This window comes from Nocardia sp. NPDC056000 (assembly GCF_042269265.1).
Classification (GTDB): Bacteria; Actinomycetota; Actinomycetes; order Mycobacteriales; family Mycobacteriaceae; genus Nocardia.
Genome location: NZ_JBHJXS010000016.1, coordinates 56,287 through 73,691, shown reverse-complemented (window position 1 = coordinate 73,691; position 17,405 = coordinate 56,287). Strand labels below are relative to the sequence as shown.

Sequence of the window (17,405 nt, the reverse complement as noted above, 5' to 3'; positions counted from 1 at the left end):
CGCGTGAGTATGAGAACAGCCGTATCGGATGAGCCGAGCATCAATCAATGGTGCGCGGACGATTTCACCCTGCTGCCGGATGACGCCACCTGGCTGGGGCAGCTCGGTTTCGATCCGCCTGCCATGATTCGGCAGCGGCTCACCGACATGCTGTGCGAGCGGATTCCGCGCACCACCGTCGACTGGGTCGAGATCACCGCGCGGCCACGGCAATTCACCGCCGGACGGCATGACGGTGACGCCACCTTCACGGTCACCCGGGTCGGGATGGTCATCGCCATGACCCTGGCCGTGCACTCCCCGGGCAGGCGGCGGCAGGTGCTGCGGGGCGTGTTCACCTTCGTCATGACCGGGATGGGCGAGGGTCAGACCCCGCGCCAGCGCACCTGGCTGGATCTGGACGCGAGCCTGCGTCAGGCCGAACGCGAGCTGAAATCGCGCATGTTCGGCCGTTAGAAGCCGACGTCGATCTCCACGCTGTCCCGCTCGGTGTACATGCGCCAATAGTGTTCGCCCAGTTCGTCATTGGTCATGCGGGCGATCTCCACCCCGGCCGGGACCAGTTCGGGATGGTTGTCGACGATCTCCTCGGCGCGGCTGCCGCCGATCAGCACGCCGATATTCAGCACGCCCGCGTAGACGCCGGTGCCCCGGAGTTCATCGGCGAGCTGATGGACGTAACCGCGCTGGGCGGCAAGCGCCACACCGAAATTCGACAGGTACGGCTGCGACGCGTGCGGTGAGGATCCGGAGGAGTACAGCAGCGCACCGTCACCGCGTTCGATCATGGCCGGGGCGAGCGCCCGGGTCATGAGGATCGGCGAATGCAGTTTCAGCGCGATCGGAACCCGGAGTCCGGGCACATCCAATGCCAGGGTGCTCGGGACGCGATCGCTCATGTCCCCGGCCGCGCCGTGCATGGCCACATCGATCTGGCCGAAGGTCTCCCCGATCGCGGCGACGGCCTTGTCCAGCTGGTCGGCGTCGGTGACGTCCGCGGGAAAGGCCGCCGCCTCGATGCCCTCGGCCCGCAGGTCGGCGGCGTGCCGTTCGGCCTTGTCCGGGTTGCGTCCGATGACCGCGACCCGGAAACCCTCGCGCCCGAAGCGCCGTCCCGTCCCGACGCCGAGCCCGGGTCCGTAACCGAATATCGCGATGGTCTTGCTCATAGCGCCTCACTAAGTTGAGCCTTGGTTCAAGTTACCGTCGTGACGCTAGCTTAAGTTGAACCTATGCTCAACATATTTCGCACTCCGAATTTGTAGGATCGGCGGATGTCCTCGAACAAGCCGCTGCGCCTGGATGCCCGCCGCAATCGCGACGCCCTGGTGACCGCGGCCCGCGAGGTCTTCGCCGAACGCGGTCTGGACGCACCGCTCAAAGAGGTCGCTGCCCGGGCCGGCGTCGCCATCGGCACGCTCTACAACCGATTTCCCACCCGTGATGATCTGATCGCCGCCGCCGTAGAGGACCGCATCGAAGCCGGGGGCCGAATCGCCGAGCGCGCCTTGCTGATCGAAGACCCCTGGGAATCCTTCACCTATCTGGTGGAGCAGGTGTGCGAACTCCAGGCGGGCGACCGGCTGCTCAATGAACTCGCCGTCCGGGCCGCCCCGAGCGCCGCCATCGCCCGCGCCCGCGAGGACGGCCACCACCGAATGCGCGAAATCGTCACGCGCGCACAGCGAGCCGGAGTGCTGCGCCCGGACTGGGTGCTCGAGGACATCGCCTTCATCACCTGGGCGCACACCCGAATCGTCGAGGCCACCGGAACCCTGGCCCCCGATGCCTGGCGACGCCATCTCGCCCTGGTTTTCGACGGTCTGCGCGCGGCCGCCGCGCATCCGCTCCCGGTGCCGCCGATCACCGAGGATCAGCTGATGCGAGCACTGGGCAGCGGTGAGCAATGAGCCGCTCGCACTGATCCCGGAGCGCCTTCGCCACGCGAGCTATCGTGGACGGCGTGGGTGTCATCGGCGAGTTGTTCCCGGGTAAGAAGCTGACCGACGAGGGCAGTGAGGACAGCGGCGGTCAGGACCACCGGCCGCGACTGGAACTCGATCTCGATGCCGGGGTGGTGCGCTTGTCCCCGCCCGCGAAACCATCGGACCAGCCGCAGGAGTGATTGCCCGCCAGTAGTGCGGCGATATCGGTACTGGTGGTCAGATCGCTCTGCACGTACCAGCGATCGGCGTCCGGCGGCTGCGCGGTGGCATTGAGGCAGACGATCTTGTCCGCGTACGGGGAGAGCGTGCCCAATTCCTGCCGTGCCGCGACGGGGACCGCGACGGCGATGCGGATCGCGCCGTGCAGCCGGGCCATTCGGCAAATATCGCGCAGGGCGGTGGCATCGGCCACGCAATCGTCGGCCACCACCACCGTGCGCTCGGACAGGTCCACGCGCTTGCGATCACCGCGCAGGCTGAAGGCATTGCGGCGCAGTATTTCCGCCTGTGCCTCCTCGGTGGCGGCCCGTTCGGCTTCGCACAGGCTCCCGCCCGCCACGGCGGTGGTGTCGATGAGCAGCGTTTCGTCCTCGCCGAGAATTCCGTACACCAGGTCGGGATGACGGGCAACGGCCAAGGGGCGCACCAGGATTACGTCCAACAGCACGTGCAGGGTGGCGGCCAGTTCGGCGGCGACCCGCATCCCGCCGCCGGGCGGAGCGAGGACCACCACATCGTCACCGCGAAAAGCAGCGAGCAGCCCGGCCAACTGCCGGCCCGCGTCGTTGCGGTCCATGAACGGCGGCATGTGCTTGCCCGACTGTGGATTTCAGCCGGTGGTCGGCCACGCCGGGGGCGTGAGCGGAGGAGGGGAGGGGTGCGCGGGGTGCCCGGATACCGTCATCATCAAGCGCCCTCTCCATTGAGTGGCTGCCGCGGTGGGGTGAGCAGACCGGGTCATGCGGAAAGGGTCGCTCGAGAAGGGCAGAATCCCAGTGTACGCCAGCGCGAACTCGTGGTTCCGCCCTTCCCGCGCATACGAATTGATCACATGCCGGTATCGCTCGAGTTCACGACCTGAGGAACGTCGCCGCGATACTCCAGAACCTGCCGCGATCCACCGAACGGAAATCCCAGGTCTCGGCGAGACGGTGAGTAGCGCTGACGATGCCGGTCACGTCGAAATCGTCGCGCGTAGCGGTGCCCTTGTCCTCGAGGGCGGCGATGACGTAGGCGGTGGCGGTCTCCACGCTGTGGGGCACGCAGGGCTCCAATCGGTCGTCGGAATGAGGTGCGGTGTAAGGGACTACGGCTGCGTTTCGGTGAAAACTTCCTCGTATCGGAACTCGGTGGGAATCTGCTCGCCCGCGGCGTGCGCCCGCTCCTCGCGGTGGCGCAGATCGACGCGGCGGATCTTGCCGGAGATGGTCTTCGGTAGCTCGGTGAACTCCACGCGGCGCACTCGCAGATAAGGGGCGAGGTGGTCGCGGGCGTATTCGAGTATGGCGCGGGCGGTTTCGCGATCGGGTTCCCATCCGGCGGCGAGTGAAACGTATGCCTTGGGAACTGCGAGACGGGTGTCGTCCGGTTGCGGGACGACCGCCGCCTCGACCACGGCTGGGTGCTCGATGAGCACACTCTCCAGCTCGAACGGCGACACCTTGTAGTCGGAGGACTTGAAGACGTCGTCGGTGCGGCCGATATAGGTGATGTATCCGTCGTCGTCGCGTGAGGCGACATCACCGGAGTGGTAGAAGCCCCCCGCCGTGACAGCGGCATTGCGTTCCGGATCGCCCAGATATCCGGTCATCAGGTTGACCGGAGTGTATCCCAGGTCAAGGCAGATTTCGCCCTCATCAGCGAGTTCTCCGGTGATGGGGTCCACGAGTATGACAGGCACTCCCGGGGCCGGTCGGCCCATGGATCCGGGCTTGACCGGCTGTCCTGGCGTATTGCCGACCTGCAACGTGGTCTCGGTCTGTCCGAAGCCGTCACGAATCGTCAGACCCCACGCCTTCTCCACCTGTGCGATCACATCGGGGTTGAGAGGCTCACCGGCGCCGAGGATTTCACGCAGACCGGCCGGTCGCTCGCCGAGATCGGACTGAATCAGCATGCGCCACACCGTCGGTGGCGCGCAGAACGTGTTCACCTCCGCGCGACGCAATTGCTTCAGCAGCGCCGCGGCGTCGAAACGGCCGTAGTTGTAGACGAATATGGTCGCCTCGGCCAGCCACGGGGTGAAGAAACAACTCCAGGCGTGCTTGGCCCAGCCCGGCGCGCTGATCGCCAGATGCACATCGCCCGGGCGCACGCCGATCCAGTACATGGTCGACAGATGCCCTACCGGATAACTGATTTGGGAGTGCTGCACCATCTTCGGCTTACTGGTGGTGCCGGAGGTGAAGTACACCAGCAGCGGATCATCCACCTCGGTGACCGCCGCGAACGGACCCGCCGACATGGTCATCGTGGCCTCGGCGTAGGAACGCCAGCCGGATACCTGCTGTCCCACCGCGATTCGCACGTAGTCGCCCGGCACCTCGTCGAACTTGGCGGTGTCGGCGGCATTGGTGATCACGAAACCCGCACCGCCCCGGTCGATCCGGTCGATGAGGTCTTCCGGGCCCAGCGCCGCCGTGGTCGGCATGATCACCGCGCCGAGCTTGGCCACGGCCAGCATGGCCTCCCACAGTTCGGCCTGATTGCCGAGCATGAGCATCACCCGATCGCCCTTGCCCACACCGAGACTCGACAGCCAGGTCGCCACCTGATCCGACGCGTCGGCCATCTGGTCGAAGGTGATGCGCTGTTCCGCGCCGTCCTCCTCGACGATCCAGAGCGCGGTGCGGTCGTTACCGCGCGCGATGACGTCGAACCAGTCGGTGGCCCAATTGAATACGCCGGTCAGACGCGGCCATTCGAAATGCTCCAGCGCGGCGGTGTAGTCGGTGGCGTGCGCGACCAGCAGATCGCGGGCGGCGCGGTAGGCCGCGGTATTGGCGGTGGGCGTCGCGGTGGTCATGCGGTCTCCTCGGCGGATCGGTTCAGCAGGTTCACGGCGATCTCGCGCATCTCGATCTTGCGGATCTTGCCGGTCACGGTCATCGGGAACTCATCCACCAGATGTACGTAGCGGGGGATCTTGTAGTGCGCGAGCTTGCCGGTGCAGAACTCGCGCAGGGATTCGGCGGTGAGCGGAGTCGCGTTCTCGCGCATGCGAATCCATGCCATCAGCTCTTCACCGTATTTGGCGTCCGGCACGCCGATCACCTGTGCGTCGAGGATGTCCGGATGGCTGTAGAGGAACTCCTCGATCTCGCGCGGATAGATGTTCTCGCCGCCGCGGATGACCATGTCCTTGATGCGGCCGGTGATCGCCACGTAGCCGTCCTCGTCCATGGTGGCCAGATCGCCGGTGTGCATCCAGCGCGCGGAATCGATGGCGTCGGAGGTCTTCTCGGGATCGTTCCAGTACCCGAGCATCACCGAATAGCCGCGCGTGCACAGTTCGCCGGGCAGTCCGCGCGGCACGGTCAGCCCGGTGGCCGGGTCGACGATCTTGATCTCGATATGCGGTCCGGCCTGCCCCACGGTGGCGGTGCGCTGCGCCAGGCTGTCGTCCGCGCGAGTCTGGGTGGAGACCGGGGACGTCTCGGTCATGCCGTAGCAGATGCTCACCTCGCCCATGCCCATGCGCTCGATGACCTGCTTCATCACCTCGACCGGACAGGGCGATCCGGCCATGATGCCGGTGCGCAGGCTGGACAGGTCGTAGGTGTCGAATTCCGGATCGGCCAGTTCGGCGATGAACATGGTCGGCACCCCGTACAGCGAGGTACAGCGTTCGGCCGCAACGGCTTCCAGCGTCGCGCGGGGTTCGAACGAGGGCGCGGGAATGATCATGGCCGCGCCGTGAGTGGTGGCGGCGAGATTTCCCATCACCATGCCGAAGCAATGATAAAAGGGAACCGGAATGCAGATGCGGTCCTGTTCGGTATAGCCGCACAGCTCGCCGACGAAGTAGCCGTTGTTCAGGATATTGTGATGGCTGAGCGTGGCTCCCTTGGGGAAACCCGTTGTGCCCGAGGTGTATTGGATATTGATCGGATCGTCCGCCGAGAGCGCGGCCTGGGCGAGCGCCAGGCGTTCCGGGTCGCCTGCGCGACCGGTTTCGAAGAGCCGCCGCCATTCGGGGCTGTCCAGCAGCACCACCTGTGCCAGGTCCGGGCATTCCGGGCGCACCTGCGCGATCATGGCCGCGTAATCCGAGGTCTTGAACGACGGCGCGGCGATCAGCGTGTGAATTCCGGCCTGCCCCAGCACATAGCGCAGCTCATGCGCGCGATAGGCCGGATTGATATTCACCAGGATCGCGCCGATCTTGGCGGTCGCGTACTGCGCCAGCGTCCACTGCGGGCAGTTCGGCGCCCAGATGCCCACCCGGTCGCCCTTGCCCAGCCCGCTCGCCAGCAGGCCCAGCGCCAGGGCGTTCACCTCCGTCAGGAACTCGCGGTAGGTCCAGCGGAGGCCGGTGGTGTAGTCGATCAACGCGTCGCGGTCGGCGAACCGGGCCGCCGTGCGATCGAGATTGTCGCCGATGGTGTCCCCGAGTAGCGGCGTGCTCCACGCCCCCGAGGAATAGCTCACCGGCCGGAGCCGGTCCGTGCTCATGCTCACTTCGGTAGGATCCACGTCACACCGCCACCCCGACCAGCCCCGAACGGGGGTAACCATGAGCCCGGCCACAGACGATCTGCTCCGCCCCGATGACGGCGACGCGCTACGCGCCGAATTACGGCAGATCGCGGCGCTGTCCAAGGCCCCCGTGGTGTTCGGCGGCACCGTGCACGCGGGCGGTCTGGTGCTCAGTGAATTCGTCGGCACCCGGACCAACGGCATGCGCGGCCTGCTGGTCGCGCCCAGTTCGGGTCTGGGCGGCAGTGCCATCGCCACCGGCAGGCCGCGTTCGGTCGCGGACTACCGTTCCGCCTCGACCATCACCCACCATTACGACGGCCCGGTGCTCGGTGAGGGCCTGCGCGCGGTGGTGGCGGTGCCCGTGGTGGTCGGCGGGCAGGCGCGCGCGGTGCTCTACGTGGCCAACCGCGACTCCGGGCCGATAGGGGATCGGGTCGCCGATGCCATGGTCCGATCCGGACAGCGGCTGAGCGTCGAGCTCACCATTCGCGATGAGGTGGACCGGCGGCTGCGGCTGGCATCGGCGCGTGACGCGGCCGCGTCGGTAACCGGTCCGGATGTCGTATTCGCAGAACAGCTCCGGGATCTGCACGCGGAATTGCGCGGTATCACACCGTCGGTGTCGGATGCACTGGCCCGCAACCGATTACGCACTGTGACCGATAAACTGGCACGCCTGGTGTCCGGTGTGACGGATCCGGCGGGGGAGATTACCCTCGCACCCAGGGAATTGGACGTGCTGGCCCAGATCGCCCTGGGCTGTACCAATTCGGAAGCGGCGCTGCGGCTTTCGCTTCGCGCCGAAACGGTGAAAAGCTACCTGCGCAGCGCCATGACCAAACTGGGCGCGCATTCTCGCCATGAAGCCGTCGTGCGCGCCCGGCGTCTGGGCCTACTGCCCTGATCGACCATGGCCTGCCCGCGACTTGCGGCGGGCTTCTTACCGGACGAAGGCGAATCCGTATGTGATACAGGTTCTTTGGCTGCATACCGGATTCGGTTCGGGCGAATCGCCCTATATCACTCCAAGCCCCGCGCCTCCGGGTGATTCGCGTACGCGAATCACCCGGTTATTCAGCGTATTTCGCCGATGCTAGCGGGCTGCCATATGGCGGATTGTCTCGCCGCCCTTGTGCTGATGGAGTCGCCCGAAGCGGCTGTCCAATAGGTGGGCCATGCTTTCCGCAGCGCCGATATACGCCTCTTCGACGGTGGCGGCGCGATGGCGGACCGCCACCGGGGGTTGCCCCTTGGGGCGCGCCTCCAGGTTGCACTGCTTGTCTTCGGAGCCGCCCTTATGGCCGTTCACGTCGGTGACGTGGGCTTCTACGCGGGTCAGATTGTCCGCGAAGCGGTCGAGGATGGATTCGATGGTGTCCTGCGCCTGCTCGATGAGTGCCGCGCTGCCGCCGATGTGCTTGTCGGCGAAGACCTGGATTTGCATGGCATCTCCAAACTCTTGGAATAGCCGAGAACTTGCTGACACCACCGACATTACCCGTTTTTCGGGGCGATCGGTCGGTTGCGAACGTCACTCGTGCGTAACGGTGCCGGAAGGTATTGTGCGCAACCGGATTTGCCCGCGATGTGGATTGGGTTACTCCGCTTGACGCCCGGCCGGGGTGGCGATCAGCCCGCGCCCGGTATCGGGGAGTTGATGACCGGCATCGCAGCGCAGCACCGCGCGCACCGGTGCACCGCAGTCGGAGTGCGATACCGCCAGCGGCGGCCCGCCCGGCCCCGCCAAATGCTTATCGCCCCACTGCATGAGCGCGGTCAGCACCGGCTGTAATTCGCGGCCCGCGGCGGTGAGCCGGTACTCCTGGCGGGTGCGCGAACCCGGTTCGCGATAGTCGTGCAGTTCCAGTACGCCCGAATCGACCAGCGTGCGCAGCCGCCGGATCAGGACCGCGCGCGGTGCGCCGGTCGCCTCCTGGATGGCGTCGAAGCGGCGCACGCCCAGGAAGACCTCGCGCAGCGCGAGCAGCGCCCATTGCTCGCCGACTATCCCGAGTGCGGCCGCGACCGAACAGTTCCGTGCCATGCCCTACATCCTATCTACATTCACATTGTGAACCCAGGGTGTTAGGGTCATTTCCATGACGATCACCACCGAACCGCCCGCGAGCCCCGAATCCTGGGGTGATGTGCGCAGCAAAACCGTCTACTGGCATGACCCCAAGGTCTCGCTGGAGGCAGCGCCGGGTCGCACCGGCCTGGAGTACCTGACCGCCATGGTCGACGGCGAGATTCCGGGCGCGCCCATCGCCGGGCTCATGAATATGCGCCCCGTTCAGGTGGCGAACGGCGATGTCGTGTTCGTCTGCACGCCGGACGAATCCATGTACAACCCGATCGGCATGATCCACGGCGGCGTCGCCTGCACCCTGCTGGACACCGCCGCCGGGTGTGCCGTGCACACCACCCTCGCCGCGAACGTCGGTTACACCTCGATCGAAATCAAAATCAACTACCTGCGCCCCATCCACGCGCACACCGGTGAGCTCACCGTGCACGGCTGGGTCACCAAACCCGGCCGCCGCGTCGCCTTCGCCGAAGCCGACGTCCGCGACGCCGACGGAACACTGCTCGCCACGGCGACCAGCACCTGCCTCGTCATCGGCGGCTGACCCCGTCCTAGGTGGCTGATCGCCTGGAAGCTGTAGTGCCGCTTCGGTTACGAAGGCTCAGCGGGTGGCCAGGTCCAGGACGTTGAGGGCGAGCTGTTCGGCGGCGTCCGGATGGCCCTGGGCGCGGGCGGCGGCGGAAACCGCTGTGCGCGAATCGGGTTCGGTGAGCAGTTCGAACAGGGCGGTGCGCAGGTTGGCGGCGGTGGCGTCCGCGCCGGACAGCGCCCGGGCGGCATTGTGGTCGGCGAGGATCTGGGCATTGCGGATCTGTTCGCCACCCACCGAATGCGGGTAGGGGATCAGCACCGAGGGCTTGCCGAGGGTGGTGAGCTCGGCCAGTGTGCCTGCGCCGGAACGGGATACGACCACATCGGCGAGGGCGAGCACATCGGGGAGTTCGGGGCCGAGGAATTCGCGCACCAGGTAGCGCTCGCGCAGGTCGGCCGGGAGTGCGGCCGCGCGCTCGCGCACCCGATCGTAGGAGAGCTTGCCGCACTGGTGGATCACATTGGCGATGGTGAGCAGTTCGGGCAGCAGTTCATCGATCAGATCGTTGATCTGCACCGCGCCCTGCGCGCCGCCGGTGACGTACACGGTGGGCAGTTCGGGGGAGTATCCGGTCCAATTCAGCGCCGGCGCAGCGGCTTTCGCGTCGCCGGTGGTCAGCGCGGGCCGAATCGGATTGCCGGTCACCACCGCGCGACCGCGCACCTTGGCGGGCAGCCGTTCCACCGACGCCGCGGAGCTGAGCGCGATCCGGTCGGCGGCGCGGGCGAGTAGCTGGTTGGCCTTGCCGATGCCGGTGGTCTGCTCGTGGATCACCAGGGGCCGCCGCCGCAGTGCCGCGGCGAGTCCGATGGGAGCGCAGACGTATCCGCCCGTGCACAGCACCGCGTCCGGCCGGAAGCGCCGCACCACCGCCTGTGCGGTGAGCACGCTGAGCGGAACCCGCAATGCGTCCTTGGCATTGGCCGCGTTCAGCATCTTCAGCGGATTGCGATCGCGCCGCAGTTTTCCGGCCTTGATGCCCGTGAACGAAATGTCGTTTTCATCCGAGACACGCTGTTCCAAGCTGTTCGGCACGCCGACCCACAACACCTCTGCGGTAGCACCCGCCTCGGCCGTCAGATCGCGCAGCGCGCGCACGGCCGATACCGCAGGGTAGGTGTGCCCGCCCGTGCCGCCACCGGCCACGACCACGCGAATGCGGCCCCGTGCGGCTACGCGTCGCAGGATTTCGGCGCGGTCGAGTGCGGATCCGGTCATGGCTGAGCCTCCTGAAGATGAGTCGGACGTACGGTACCGGTCGGTCGGCGGTGATTGCGAAGTGTTGGCTAACGGCCAATGGGCCTTTACCATGATCTGTGACTCGGATCACGTTGTAGCGGTAAAGGTTCTGACGCAAGTTCGTTTCTCAATCTGCCCAGCGAATTCGCACTTCGCCCAGCGAGAGGGGCCTGACGATGGAGCCCTGGACGCTGTCCCGCCGCGCTCGCCGTCAACCCCCGCGCCCGCAGCGCCGCCCCTCCATCGCCTGCACGCCGACCACGGGCCGGTAATCCCCGGTTCGAATTCCACGAGATCGACTCGGCGACTACGAGTCCCAGCGTCAATGGAGGTGGCCATGAGTTCCTCGGCAGCGGCAGATCCCGCTTACGGCAATGGAATGCCCTGGGTGGAAGGCGGTGACGCGAACCGAATCCTTTCGCGCGCCCAGCAATTGACCAGACCACTGCTGCGCGCCGCGGTGGACACCCTGCCCGCCGAACTCCGGCTGGTCGCGGGCTACCACCTGGGCTGGTGGGACGCCGCCGGGGTGCCGACCCTCGGCGAATCCGGCGGTAAGGGCCTGCGGCCCGCGCTGGTGCTCGCCGCCGCGCGCGCCGCGAGCGGGCGCGGGGACTCGGACAGATCACCCGAAAAGGCCGTACATGCCGCTGCCGCAGTGGAATTGGTGCACAACTTCACGCTACTGCACGACGATGTGATGGACGGTGATGAGCTCCGGCGCGGCCGCCCCACCGCCTGGCGGGTCTGGGGCATCGACGATGCGGTGCTCGCCGGTGACGCCATGCACGGCCTGGCCATCTGGACCCTCGCCGGTGCGCCGATCGCCGGACTGTCCGGAATAGCGCGACTCGAACAGGCGGTCATCGAACTCTGCCTGGGCCAGCAGCGGGACTGTGCGGCGGAGTCGAAAGATGAAGTGACCCTTGATGAATGCCTGGAAACACTCCAGTACAAGACGGGTGCGCTGATCGGCTGCGCCTGTGCCATGGGCGCACTGTGCGCCGATGCGCGCCCGGACGTCGTGGAGGCGATGGACCACTTCGGGCGGGAACTGGGCATCGCCTTCCAGCTGGTGGACGATCTGATCGGTATTTGGGGCGATCCGGTGCGCACCGGAAAACCGGTCGGCAATGATCTGATGCGGCATAAGCGCAGTCTGCCGGTCGTGGTGGCGTTGGAGTCCGGTACCGCGGCCGGGCGGGAGTTCGCCGAGATGTACCGCTCGGGCGAACCGCTGGACGCCGCGGCGGCCCTGCGCGCCGCGGATCTGATCACCCGCGCCGGTGGCAGACGCTGGGCGCAGGCCGAGTCCATCCGCCGGGTGCGGGCGGCGAAATCGTGTATCGCGGGATTTCGGGGTGCGCGGGATCTGATGGAATTGGCCGATTGCGTGGTGGAGCGCGATCACTGATCATTGATACCGTTCACAAATACCGGCCGGTCGAATTCGACCGGCCGGTATTTGTTGCTGGACAGGTCATTTCAGCAAACTATTGCCCCGGCAACCCCCGCGCATACCCGGCTTGACGAGCTGACCATGGGACTTTGGTCCCTAATTCCCCGCATTCCGTTGCTCCAAAACTGCTGGGCTGTCAGGATATCGAGCACGCGGCGCACTCGAGCTACCGAAAGCGCGCCGAAATACATACCAGGCGTGTGTTTTTCGCTATTCGTGCACGACCATTTCCAGGAGTTCGAGCATGACCACGGGTCCTCTCGCCGAGTCCGGTCGCCTGACGGTGCTCGGCCGGGAGTCCGCCCGCGAATTGGTCGGCGAATCGGAGAATGCGGCGGCCATCGCGCACACCGGAATATTGCGAGTCACCGGTGAACCCGGCGGTGATCTGTATTTCCGTGCCGGACAGATCATTACGGTGGAATCGCCCGGCGCGCCCGGGGTGCGGCAGTTGCTCGCGCGGCCCGGGCGCGTCAGCACCGGTGCGGCCGATGTGCGCCTGGTCGCCCAGATGGCGGCCCTGGACGGGATATTCGCCATCACCGCGGGCTGGGTGTCGGGATGCGGCTGGCAGGACGCGCCCGCGGAGTCGGGCGAACTGCCCGGCATCGACACCGCCTGGTTGCTGTTCGAGACCGAGCGGCGGCTGGCCGCCCTCGCGCACGGCCGCGTCTCCCCGCATCGAAATCACCTGGTGCTCACCGATACCGGCCGTGAACTGCTCGCCGGCCACGAGGACGGCCACGGCAGCGCCGCGCAGTGGCAGGAGATCCTGCTCTGGGTGAACGGCCGGCACAGTTGCCGCGATATCGCCATGCAGCTCAGCCGCAGCCTGTACGCGGTGACCGTCGACGTGGTGCGCATGCTCGACGCCGATCTGCTCGGTATCGCACCGCTGGAACGCGTGCAGCTGCCGATGACCGAACCCGCGCGCGGCGGGGCCAGATCACTGCTGCCGCGCCGCCGCCGCGGCGCCAGCGGCATCAATGACACGCTGCCGCCGCGCCCGCCGCAACCGGCCACCCGTGCCTATCAACGGACCGCCACCGCGCGGAAAACAGAAAGGACGCAATGAGTACCACGAACGCGACCGGACCGGGCAGCCTCTCGGACCGCATCGGAATTATGGTCAAAGTGCTGCGCTCGGAAGTTCCGGAATGCCTGGCCGCCGGCGCCATCGATATGACCACCGGAATGCTGCTGGCGGTGGAGACCGTCGACAATCATCCGCAGGAAGTGCTCGATCTGCTCGCCGCCGCCACCCTGGATCTGTTCCAGGGGCGCAATGTGGTGATGATCGAGGATATTTGGAAGGAGCGGCGCGGAATTCGCCTGGAGCGGCACTATTTCCAGGAGATTCTGGTCAACAGCGATAACCTCACACACCTGTTCATTCGCACCGAGAGCCGCGATGACGTGGTTATCGTGGTGGTCTGCCGTAAAACGGTGAATGTCGGCATGCTATTCGCGCAGGCCCGCCGGGTGCTGAAGGAAACCGGCAGGCTGTAATCGGTCGCTTTGTCGCGATTTACGAGATTTGCGCGACGCCGCCGAGCATCGATACGGCCTCCGCGCGCGGCTGCGCCCGATACTCGTCAGGCCGCCACTCCATGACGGCGGTGATACCCGGCGCCACCATCTCGTATCCGCTGAAGAACTTCGCGAACTCGGCGCTGGAGCGCAGTCGGAAGGGCACGCCGCTGCGCTTGTTGGCCTCGGTGGTGGCCGCCAGATCCTCCGGCTCCAGAAAGTCGTTGGTGGCATGCGACATCACCAGGTGACTGCCCGGCGGCAGTGCGTCGCAGAGCGTGCGCACCAATTCGTACGGATGCCGGTCGTCGGTGAAGAAGTGCATGATGGCGACCAGCATGAGCGCCACCGGCTGCTTCATATCCAGGGTGGCGAGCAGATCCGGATGGTTCAGGATGCGTTCGGGATCGTTCAGATCGGCATCAAGGTACGCGGTCCGGCCCTCGGGCGCGGAGTTCAGCAGGGTGCGCGCGTGCACCAGCACGATCGGATCGTTGTCCACGTAGACGATGCGTGATTCTGGTGCGATGCCCTGCGCGATCTCGTGCACATTGCCCGCGGTGGGCAGGCCCGCGCCGATATCGAGGAACTGGCGAATCCCGGCCTCCGCGGCCAGGTATCGGGTCACCCGGCGCAGGAAGTTGCGGTTCTCCACCGCGGCCAGCCGGACCGTGGGGAAGGCCTCGGCGACGGCGTCCGCGGACTCCCGGTCGGCGGGGAAATTGTCCTTACCGCCCAGCCAGTAGTCGTAGCGACGAGCCGGGTGCGGTTTGGTGGTGTCGATCCGCTCCGCTGCCGATTCCGAGTTCACAACGCTCCCAATCCAATTCGATTAGTGTTTGATCATGTCGCGCTACAGCCCATACGACTTCGAAGTTCACGCCGATCCGTACCCCCACTATGCCAGGTTGCGTACCGAGGCTCCCGTCTACCGGAACGACACCGACGACTTCTGGGCGCTGTCCCGGCATGCCGACGTGTTGGCCGCACTGCGCGATTCCGAACGCTTCTCCAGTGTGAACGGCATCCGGATGGAGCCCGCCTTCTGGGGTCCGCAGGCCGAACATTTCTTCTCCTTCGTCGCGATGGATCCGCCCAAGCACACCCGGCTGCGCGGGCTGGTGGCGCGCGCGTTCACCGCGCATCGGGTGCAGGGGCTCGCGCCGCGACTACGCGAGATCGCGCGCAACGTGCTCGATCCGCTGCTCGAACGCGGCAGCTTCGATCTGATGACCGATTTCGCCGGGCCGTTCCCGACCGATGTGATCTCCGAACTGGTCGGGGTGCCGCAGGCGGATCGGGAGATGATCCGCAAGCTCGGCATGGAGATCATGTACACCGATGAGGAGTCCACCGATCTGCGGCCCGAGGCCGTGCAGGCCATCGGCGCACTGGTCGGGTACTACACCGAACTCACCATCGAGCGGAGCAAGGAGCGTCAGGACGATCTGCTCTCCGGACTGCTCGACGCCGCCGACGGCGATGACCGCCTCACCCCGGAAGAGATTGTCGGCGTACTGATTCTGCTGGTGGGCGCGGGCATCGAAACCGCCATGCTGACCTTCGGCAATACCTGGCATGCGGGCTGGCTGCACCCGGATCAGCGCCGCCTCGCCCTGGACGGCCGCATCGAGGACTGGATCGACGAGTCCATGCGCTGGGATCCGTCCACCCAGACCAATCTGCGCACCGCCACCGCGGACATCGAGCTGCACGGTGTCACCATTCCGGCGGGCGGCCGGGTACTGCTGCTCACCGGTGCGGCCAATCGCGATCCGGAGGTCTTCTCCGATCCGGACGCCTTCTATCTGGACCGCGACACCACCTCCTCGCTGGTGTTCGGCAGCGGCCGGCACCATTGCCTCGGCTCCAATCTCGCGCTGCTGGAATTGCGCACCGCGCTGTCCGAGATCGCCGCCGCGGTCTCCGACTACGACATCGATCCGGACGGCCTGCGCCGCATCCACTCCTCGAACAACCGCGGCTTCGCCAGCATCCCCACCACGGTCACCCGTCGCTGACGTCATCCGCTGAGCCCGGACTCCCGGGCTCAGCGCACGATGGTCCGACCATTGGGCCGAGCCCAAGTTTTCCGGGGCTTGCGTAAACCTCTCGGACGCAGTGGTCTGTGTCTCTTTTCTGGGTCCCCCAAATTGCCATAGCTTTGCTAACGTTCTCCGCACTGTCGTCCAGCAGCGCTGCCGGATCTTTGGGCGGCGGTGATTTCGGATCGGCTGGCAGCTGAGAGGACGGCGACGATGGCGGTACCCGTTGCTGCCTGGACCCGGCCGGTGGAGCGGAAAAAGCCTGCTGACACTGCCGAATTCCTGCGCATCGTGACCGAGTCGCCGATGCTGCGGCGCATGCCGCGCACACCCAGGATTCCGCTCGCACCCGCGCAGGAACGCATGTGGCATGCCGCGGCGGCCGGATACTCCGCTGACTGGAATGTTGCTCGCGCGTTTCGGATTCGTGGTCAGGCGGTAAATATCCCCGCACTGCTGGCCGCCATCGATGACGTCATGCGGCGGCACGCTCCGCTGCGCACCTGCTATCCGGCGACCGCAGACGGACCCGTGCAGGTGGTCATGGACGCCGATGTGGCGCGGATCGATGTGCGCGTGGTGGACAGTTTCGCGGGCGAACTCACCGAGCGCATCGCCGAATTCAGCGGCCGCGCCTTCGACCTCGGCACCGAGGTGCCGATCCGGGCCCGGGTGTTCCGGCTCGGGGCGCGGGATGTGGTGCTGGCGCTGGTGGTGCACCACATCTCCCTGGACGGTCAATCCATGGGTCCGCTCATGCGGGATCTGGTCACCGCCTACCTGGCGCGCGCGAGCAGACAGGCTCCCGCGTGGCCGCCGCTGCCGGTCGACTACATCGACTACACGCTGTGGAAGCACGAATACCTGGGCGCGTACGACGATCCGTCCAGCCGGGCCAGCACTCAGCTGCGGTACTGGGCGAACAATCTGGTCGGACGGCCCATCCCGCTCGAATTGCCCTATGACAGAGCCGGTTCCGGATATCGGGACGCCGCGGGCGCGCTGCTGCGGGTGCGCTTGGACGCCGATATCCACCGCATGCTGCTGCACCGCGCCCGGCAGAGCGGTTCGAGCGTTTTCATGATGCTGCAGACCGCCTTCGCGGTCGCGGTGTCGGCCTTCGCGAAATCGCCCGATGTCACGGTGGCGACCGCGGTCTCCGGCCGCGATGATCCGCTGCTCGCCGACATCGTCGGCAATCTCGCGGACGATGTGCTCATGCGGGTGCGCCTGGACCGCGCCGCCGATATGACCGAACTGCTCGACCAGGTACGCCGAGTCGCCCTGGCCGCCTTCGCGAATCCGGACACCTCCAATCCGCGACTGCTGCGCTGCCTGCCGCAGGATCCGAATCATCCGCTCTTCCAGGCCACGCTCATCCTGCAACGCGATGACGCCGCCCCGCCCGGGGAATCGATTCCGGGCGGACTGTCGGTAACCGCGGTGCCGACCGGGGTGGTGCGCGCCAAACACGATCTGGAATTCGGGCTCACCGAGCATTACGACCACACCGGCGCACCGGTCGGAATCGACGGGCCGTTCCTGTATCCGATGGCCCGGTTCGATCCGGAGACCGCCGAGCGCTTCGCCGAAAAGTTCCTCGCCACGGTCGAATTGATCGCCAGCGGGTACACCGGGCCGATCGCTCCACTGCTGGTCGGCGCGCCACGGCGACGTGCGCGCCGGGTCCGGAACCGCCCGGCCCCGGGCTGTTGAGGGCTGTGCACGACTGAACTTCAGGCTGTTCGCGACTGAAGGTCAGATCGTGCTCGACTGAACCGATCCCGGTGTCGCCTCGTGGAACGAG

At 66.5% G+C, this 17,405-nt stretch carries 18 protein-coding genes; 9 read left to right on the top strand and 9 right to left on the bottom strand.

Annotation, left to right across the window (positions count from 1 at the left end):
- Positions 1 to 9: 9 nt before the first annotated feature.
- Positions 10 to 456, top strand: a complete 447-nt coding sequence (locus ACFC4D_RS38605; protein WP_376070924.1) for a hypothetical protein — start codon at positions 10 to 12, stop codon at positions 454 to 456.
- On the opposite strand, the gene ACFC4D_RS38600 is transcribed toward ACFC4D_RS38605, so the two are convergent.
- Positions 453 to 1,169 (bottom strand): SDR family NAD(P)-dependent oxidoreductase, encoded by a 717-nt coding sequence (locus tag ACFC4D_RS38600; protein ID WP_376070921.1) that lies wholly within the window; start codon positions 1,167 to 1,169, stop codon positions 453 to 455. The genes ACFC4D_RS38605 and ACFC4D_RS38600 overlap by 4 nt on opposite strands.
- Positions 1,170 to 1,274: 105 nt before the next feature.
- Between ACFC4D_RS38600 and ACFC4D_RS38595 the strand changes: the two genes are divergently transcribed.
- Positions 1,275 to 1,910 carry a TetR/AcrR family transcriptional regulator gene (locus ACFC4D_RS38595; RefSeq protein ID WP_376070918.1) on the top strand — a complete coding sequence of 212 codons (636 nt, stop codon included), beginning with the start codon at positions 1,275 to 1,277 and terminating at the stop codon, positions 1,908 to 1,910.
- Between the two features lie 121 nt (positions 1,911 to 2,031).
- On the opposite strand, the gene ACFC4D_RS38590 is transcribed toward ACFC4D_RS38595, so the two are convergent.
- The 4 genes from ACFC4D_RS38590 to ACFC4D_RS38575 all read right to left on the bottom strand — a co-directional run bounded on the left by ACFC4D_RS38590 (position 2,032) and on the right by ACFC4D_RS38575 (position 6,620).
- Positions 2,032 to 2,742, bottom strand: coding sequence for a phosphoribosyltransferase family protein (locus tag ACFC4D_RS38590; protein WP_375968583.1), 711 nt, complete (start codon positions 2,740 to 2,742; stop codon positions 2,032 to 2,034).
- Between the two features lie 274 nt (positions 2,743 to 3,016).
- Complete coding sequence (locus ACFC4D_RS38585) at positions 3,017 to 3,208, bottom strand: hypothetical protein (protein ID WP_364638889.1); 192 nt, start codon at positions 3,206 to 3,208, stop codon at positions 3,017 to 3,019.
- A gap of 44 nt (positions 3,209 to 3,252) precedes the next feature.
- Positions 3,253 to 4,971 carry an AMP-binding protein gene (locus ACFC4D_RS38580; protein WP_376070915.1) on the bottom strand — a complete coding sequence of 573 codons (1,719 nt, stop codon included), beginning with the start codon at positions 4,969 to 4,971 and terminating at the stop codon, positions 3,253 to 3,255.
- Entirely contained in the window at positions 4,968 to 6,620 is a 1,653-nt protein-coding gene (locus ACFC4D_RS38575) for an AMP-binding protein (protein WP_376070912.1), read from the bottom strand. The genes ACFC4D_RS38580 and ACFC4D_RS38575 overlap by 4 nt, the downstream gene beginning before the upstream one ends.
- A gap of 61 nt (positions 6,621 to 6,681) precedes the next feature.
- On the opposite strand from ACFC4D_RS38575, the gene ACFC4D_RS38570 reads away from it, so the two are divergent.
- Positions 6,682 to 7,551 carry a response regulator transcription factor gene (locus ACFC4D_RS38570; RefSeq protein WP_376070909.1) on the top strand — a complete coding sequence of 290 codons (870 nt, stop codon included), beginning with the start codon at positions 6,682 to 6,684 and terminating at the stop codon, positions 7,549 to 7,551.
- Between the two features lie 189 nt (positions 7,552 to 7,740).
- On the opposite strand, the gene ACFC4D_RS38565 is transcribed toward ACFC4D_RS38570, so the two are convergent.
- On the bottom strand, positions 7,741 to 8,091 hold the full coding sequence (locus tag ACFC4D_RS38565) for a ribosomal subunit interface protein (RefSeq protein ID WP_364638877.1): 351 nt from the start codon (positions 8,089 to 8,091) through the stop codon (positions 7,741 to 7,743).
- A gap of 153 nt (positions 8,092 to 8,244) precedes the next feature.
- Positions 8,245 to 8,691: a winged helix-turn-helix transcriptional regulator gene (locus tag ACFC4D_RS38560; RefSeq protein ID WP_375968579.1), complete on the bottom strand. Its 447-nt coding sequence runs from the start codon at positions 8,689 to 8,691 to the stop codon at positions 8,245 to 8,247.
- Positions 8,692 to 8,746: 55 nt separating this feature from the next.
- Here ACFC4D_RS38560 and ACFC4D_RS38555 point away from each other — a divergent pair, with 55 nt between their 5' ends.
- The gene (locus ACFC4D_RS38555) at positions 8,747 to 9,277 is read left to right on the top strand and encodes a PaaI family thioesterase (protein WP_376070907.1); all 531 of its coding nucleotides are present in this window, start codon (positions 8,747 to 8,749) and stop codon (positions 9,275 to 9,277) included.
- A 57-nt stretch (positions 9,278 to 9,334) separates the two neighbouring features.
- On the opposite strand, the gene ACFC4D_RS38550 is transcribed toward ACFC4D_RS38555, so the two are convergent.
- Entirely contained in the window at positions 9,335 to 10,543 is a 1,209-nt protein-coding gene (locus tag ACFC4D_RS38550; RefSeq protein ID WP_364638868.1) for a UDP-N-acetylglucosamine--N-acetylmuramyl-(pentapeptide) pyrophosphoryl-undecaprenol N-acetylglucosamine transferase, read from the bottom strand.
- A gap of 358 nt (positions 10,544 to 10,901) precedes the next feature.
- On the opposite strand from ACFC4D_RS38550, the gene ACFC4D_RS38545 reads away from it, so the two are divergent.
- From ACFC4D_RS38545 to ACFC4D_RS38535, 3 genes are all read left to right on the top strand, one after another.
- Complete coding sequence (locus ACFC4D_RS38545; protein WP_376070905.1) at positions 10,902 to 11,978, top strand: polyprenyl synthetase family protein; 1,077 nt, start codon at positions 10,902 to 10,904, stop codon at positions 11,976 to 11,978.
- Between the two features lie 289 nt (positions 11,979 to 12,267).
- Complete coding sequence (locus ACFC4D_RS38540; protein WP_376070902.1) at positions 12,268 to 13,098, top strand: hypothetical protein; 831 nt, start codon at positions 12,268 to 12,270, stop codon at positions 13,096 to 13,098.
- Positions 13,095 to 13,532: a hypothetical protein gene (locus ACFC4D_RS38535; protein ID WP_375968575.1), complete on the top strand. Its 438-nt coding sequence runs from the start codon at positions 13,095 to 13,097 to the stop codon at positions 13,530 to 13,532. Before ACFC4D_RS38540 ends, ACFC4D_RS38535 begins: the two co-directional genes overlap by 4 nt.
- A 19-nt stretch (positions 13,533 to 13,551) precedes the next feature.
- On the opposite strand, the gene ACFC4D_RS38530 is transcribed toward ACFC4D_RS38535, so the two are convergent.
- A complete protein-coding gene (locus ACFC4D_RS38530) occupies positions 13,552 to 14,364 on the bottom strand; it encodes an SAM-dependent methyltransferase (protein ID WP_375968574.1) in 813 nt (270 codons plus the stop codon).
- A 34-nt stretch (positions 14,365 to 14,398) separates the two neighbouring features.
- On the opposite strand from ACFC4D_RS38530, the gene ACFC4D_RS38525 reads away from it, so the two are divergent.
- Positions 14,399 to 15,574, top strand: a complete 1,176-nt coding sequence (locus ACFC4D_RS38525) for a cytochrome P450 (protein ID WP_375968573.1) — start codon at positions 14,399 to 14,401, stop codon at positions 15,572 to 15,574.
- A 237-nt stretch (positions 15,575 to 15,811) separates the two neighbouring features.
- Complete coding sequence (locus ACFC4D_RS38520; RefSeq protein WP_376070900.1) at positions 15,812 to 17,314, top strand: condensation domain-containing protein; 1,503 nt, start codon at positions 15,812 to 15,814, stop codon at positions 17,312 to 17,314.
- Positions 17,315 to 17,405: the final 91 nt, after the last annotated feature.

Coding starts and splice junctions, on each gene's coding strand:
- ACFC4D_RS38600 (WP_376070921.1), bottom strand. CDS start 1,169: ATGAGCAAGACCATCGCGATATTCGGTTACGGACCCGGGCTCGGCGTC.
- ACFC4D_RS38545 (WP_376070905.1), top strand. CDS start 10,902: ATGAGTTCCTCGGCAGCGGCAGATCCCGCTTACGGCAATGGAATGCCC.
- ACFC4D_RS38570 (WP_376070909.1), top strand. CDS start 6,682: ATGAGCCCGGCCACAGACGATCTGCTCCGCCCCGATGACGGCGACGCG.
- ACFC4D_RS38540 (WP_376070902.1), top strand. CDS start 12,268: ATGACCACGGGTCCTCTCGCCGAGTCCGGTCGCCTGACGGTGCTCGGC.
- ACFC4D_RS38520 (WP_376070900.1), top strand. CDS start 15,812: ATGGCGGTACCCGTTGCTGCCTGGACCCGGCCGGTGGAGCGGAAAAAG.
- ACFC4D_RS38590 (WP_375968583.1), bottom strand. CDS start 2,742: ATGGACCGCAACGACGCGGGCCGGCAGTTGGCCGGGCTGCTCGCTGCT.
- ACFC4D_RS38555 (WP_376070907.1), top strand. CDS start 8,747: ATGACGATCACCACCGAACCGCCCGCGAGCCCCGAATCCTGGGGTGAT.
- ACFC4D_RS38525 (WP_375968573.1), top strand. CDS start 14,399: ATGTCGCGCTACAGCCCATACGACTTCGAAGTTCACGCCGATCCGTAC.
- ACFC4D_RS38605 (WP_376070924.1), top strand. CDS start 10: ATGAGAACAGCCGTATCGGATGAGCCGAGCATCAATCAATGGTGCGCG.
- ACFC4D_RS38595 (WP_376070918.1), top strand. CDS start 1,275: ATGTCCTCGAACAAGCCGCTGCGCCTGGATGCCCGCCGCAATCGCGAC.
- ACFC4D_RS38575 (WP_376070912.1), bottom strand. CDS start 6,620: ATGAGCACGGACCGGCTCCGGCCGGTGAGCTATTCCTCGGGGGCGTGG.
- ACFC4D_RS38535 (WP_375968575.1), top strand. CDS start 13,095: ATGAGTACCACGAACGCGACCGGACCGGGCAGCCTCTCGGACCGCATC.
- ACFC4D_RS38580 (WP_376070915.1), bottom strand. CDS start 4,971: ATGACCACCGCGACGCCCACCGCCAATACCGCGGCCTACCGCGCCGCC.
- ACFC4D_RS38550 (WP_364638868.1), bottom strand. CDS start 10,543: ATGACCGGATCCGCACTCGACCGCGCCGAAATCCTGCGACGCGTAGCC.
- ACFC4D_RS38560 (WP_375968579.1), bottom strand. CDS start 8,691: ATGGCACGGAACTGTTCGGTCGCGGCCGCACTCGGGATAGTCGGCGAG.
- ACFC4D_RS38565 (WP_364638877.1), bottom strand. CDS start 8,091: ATGCAAATCCAGGTCTTCGCCGACAAGCACATCGGCGGCAGCGCGGCA.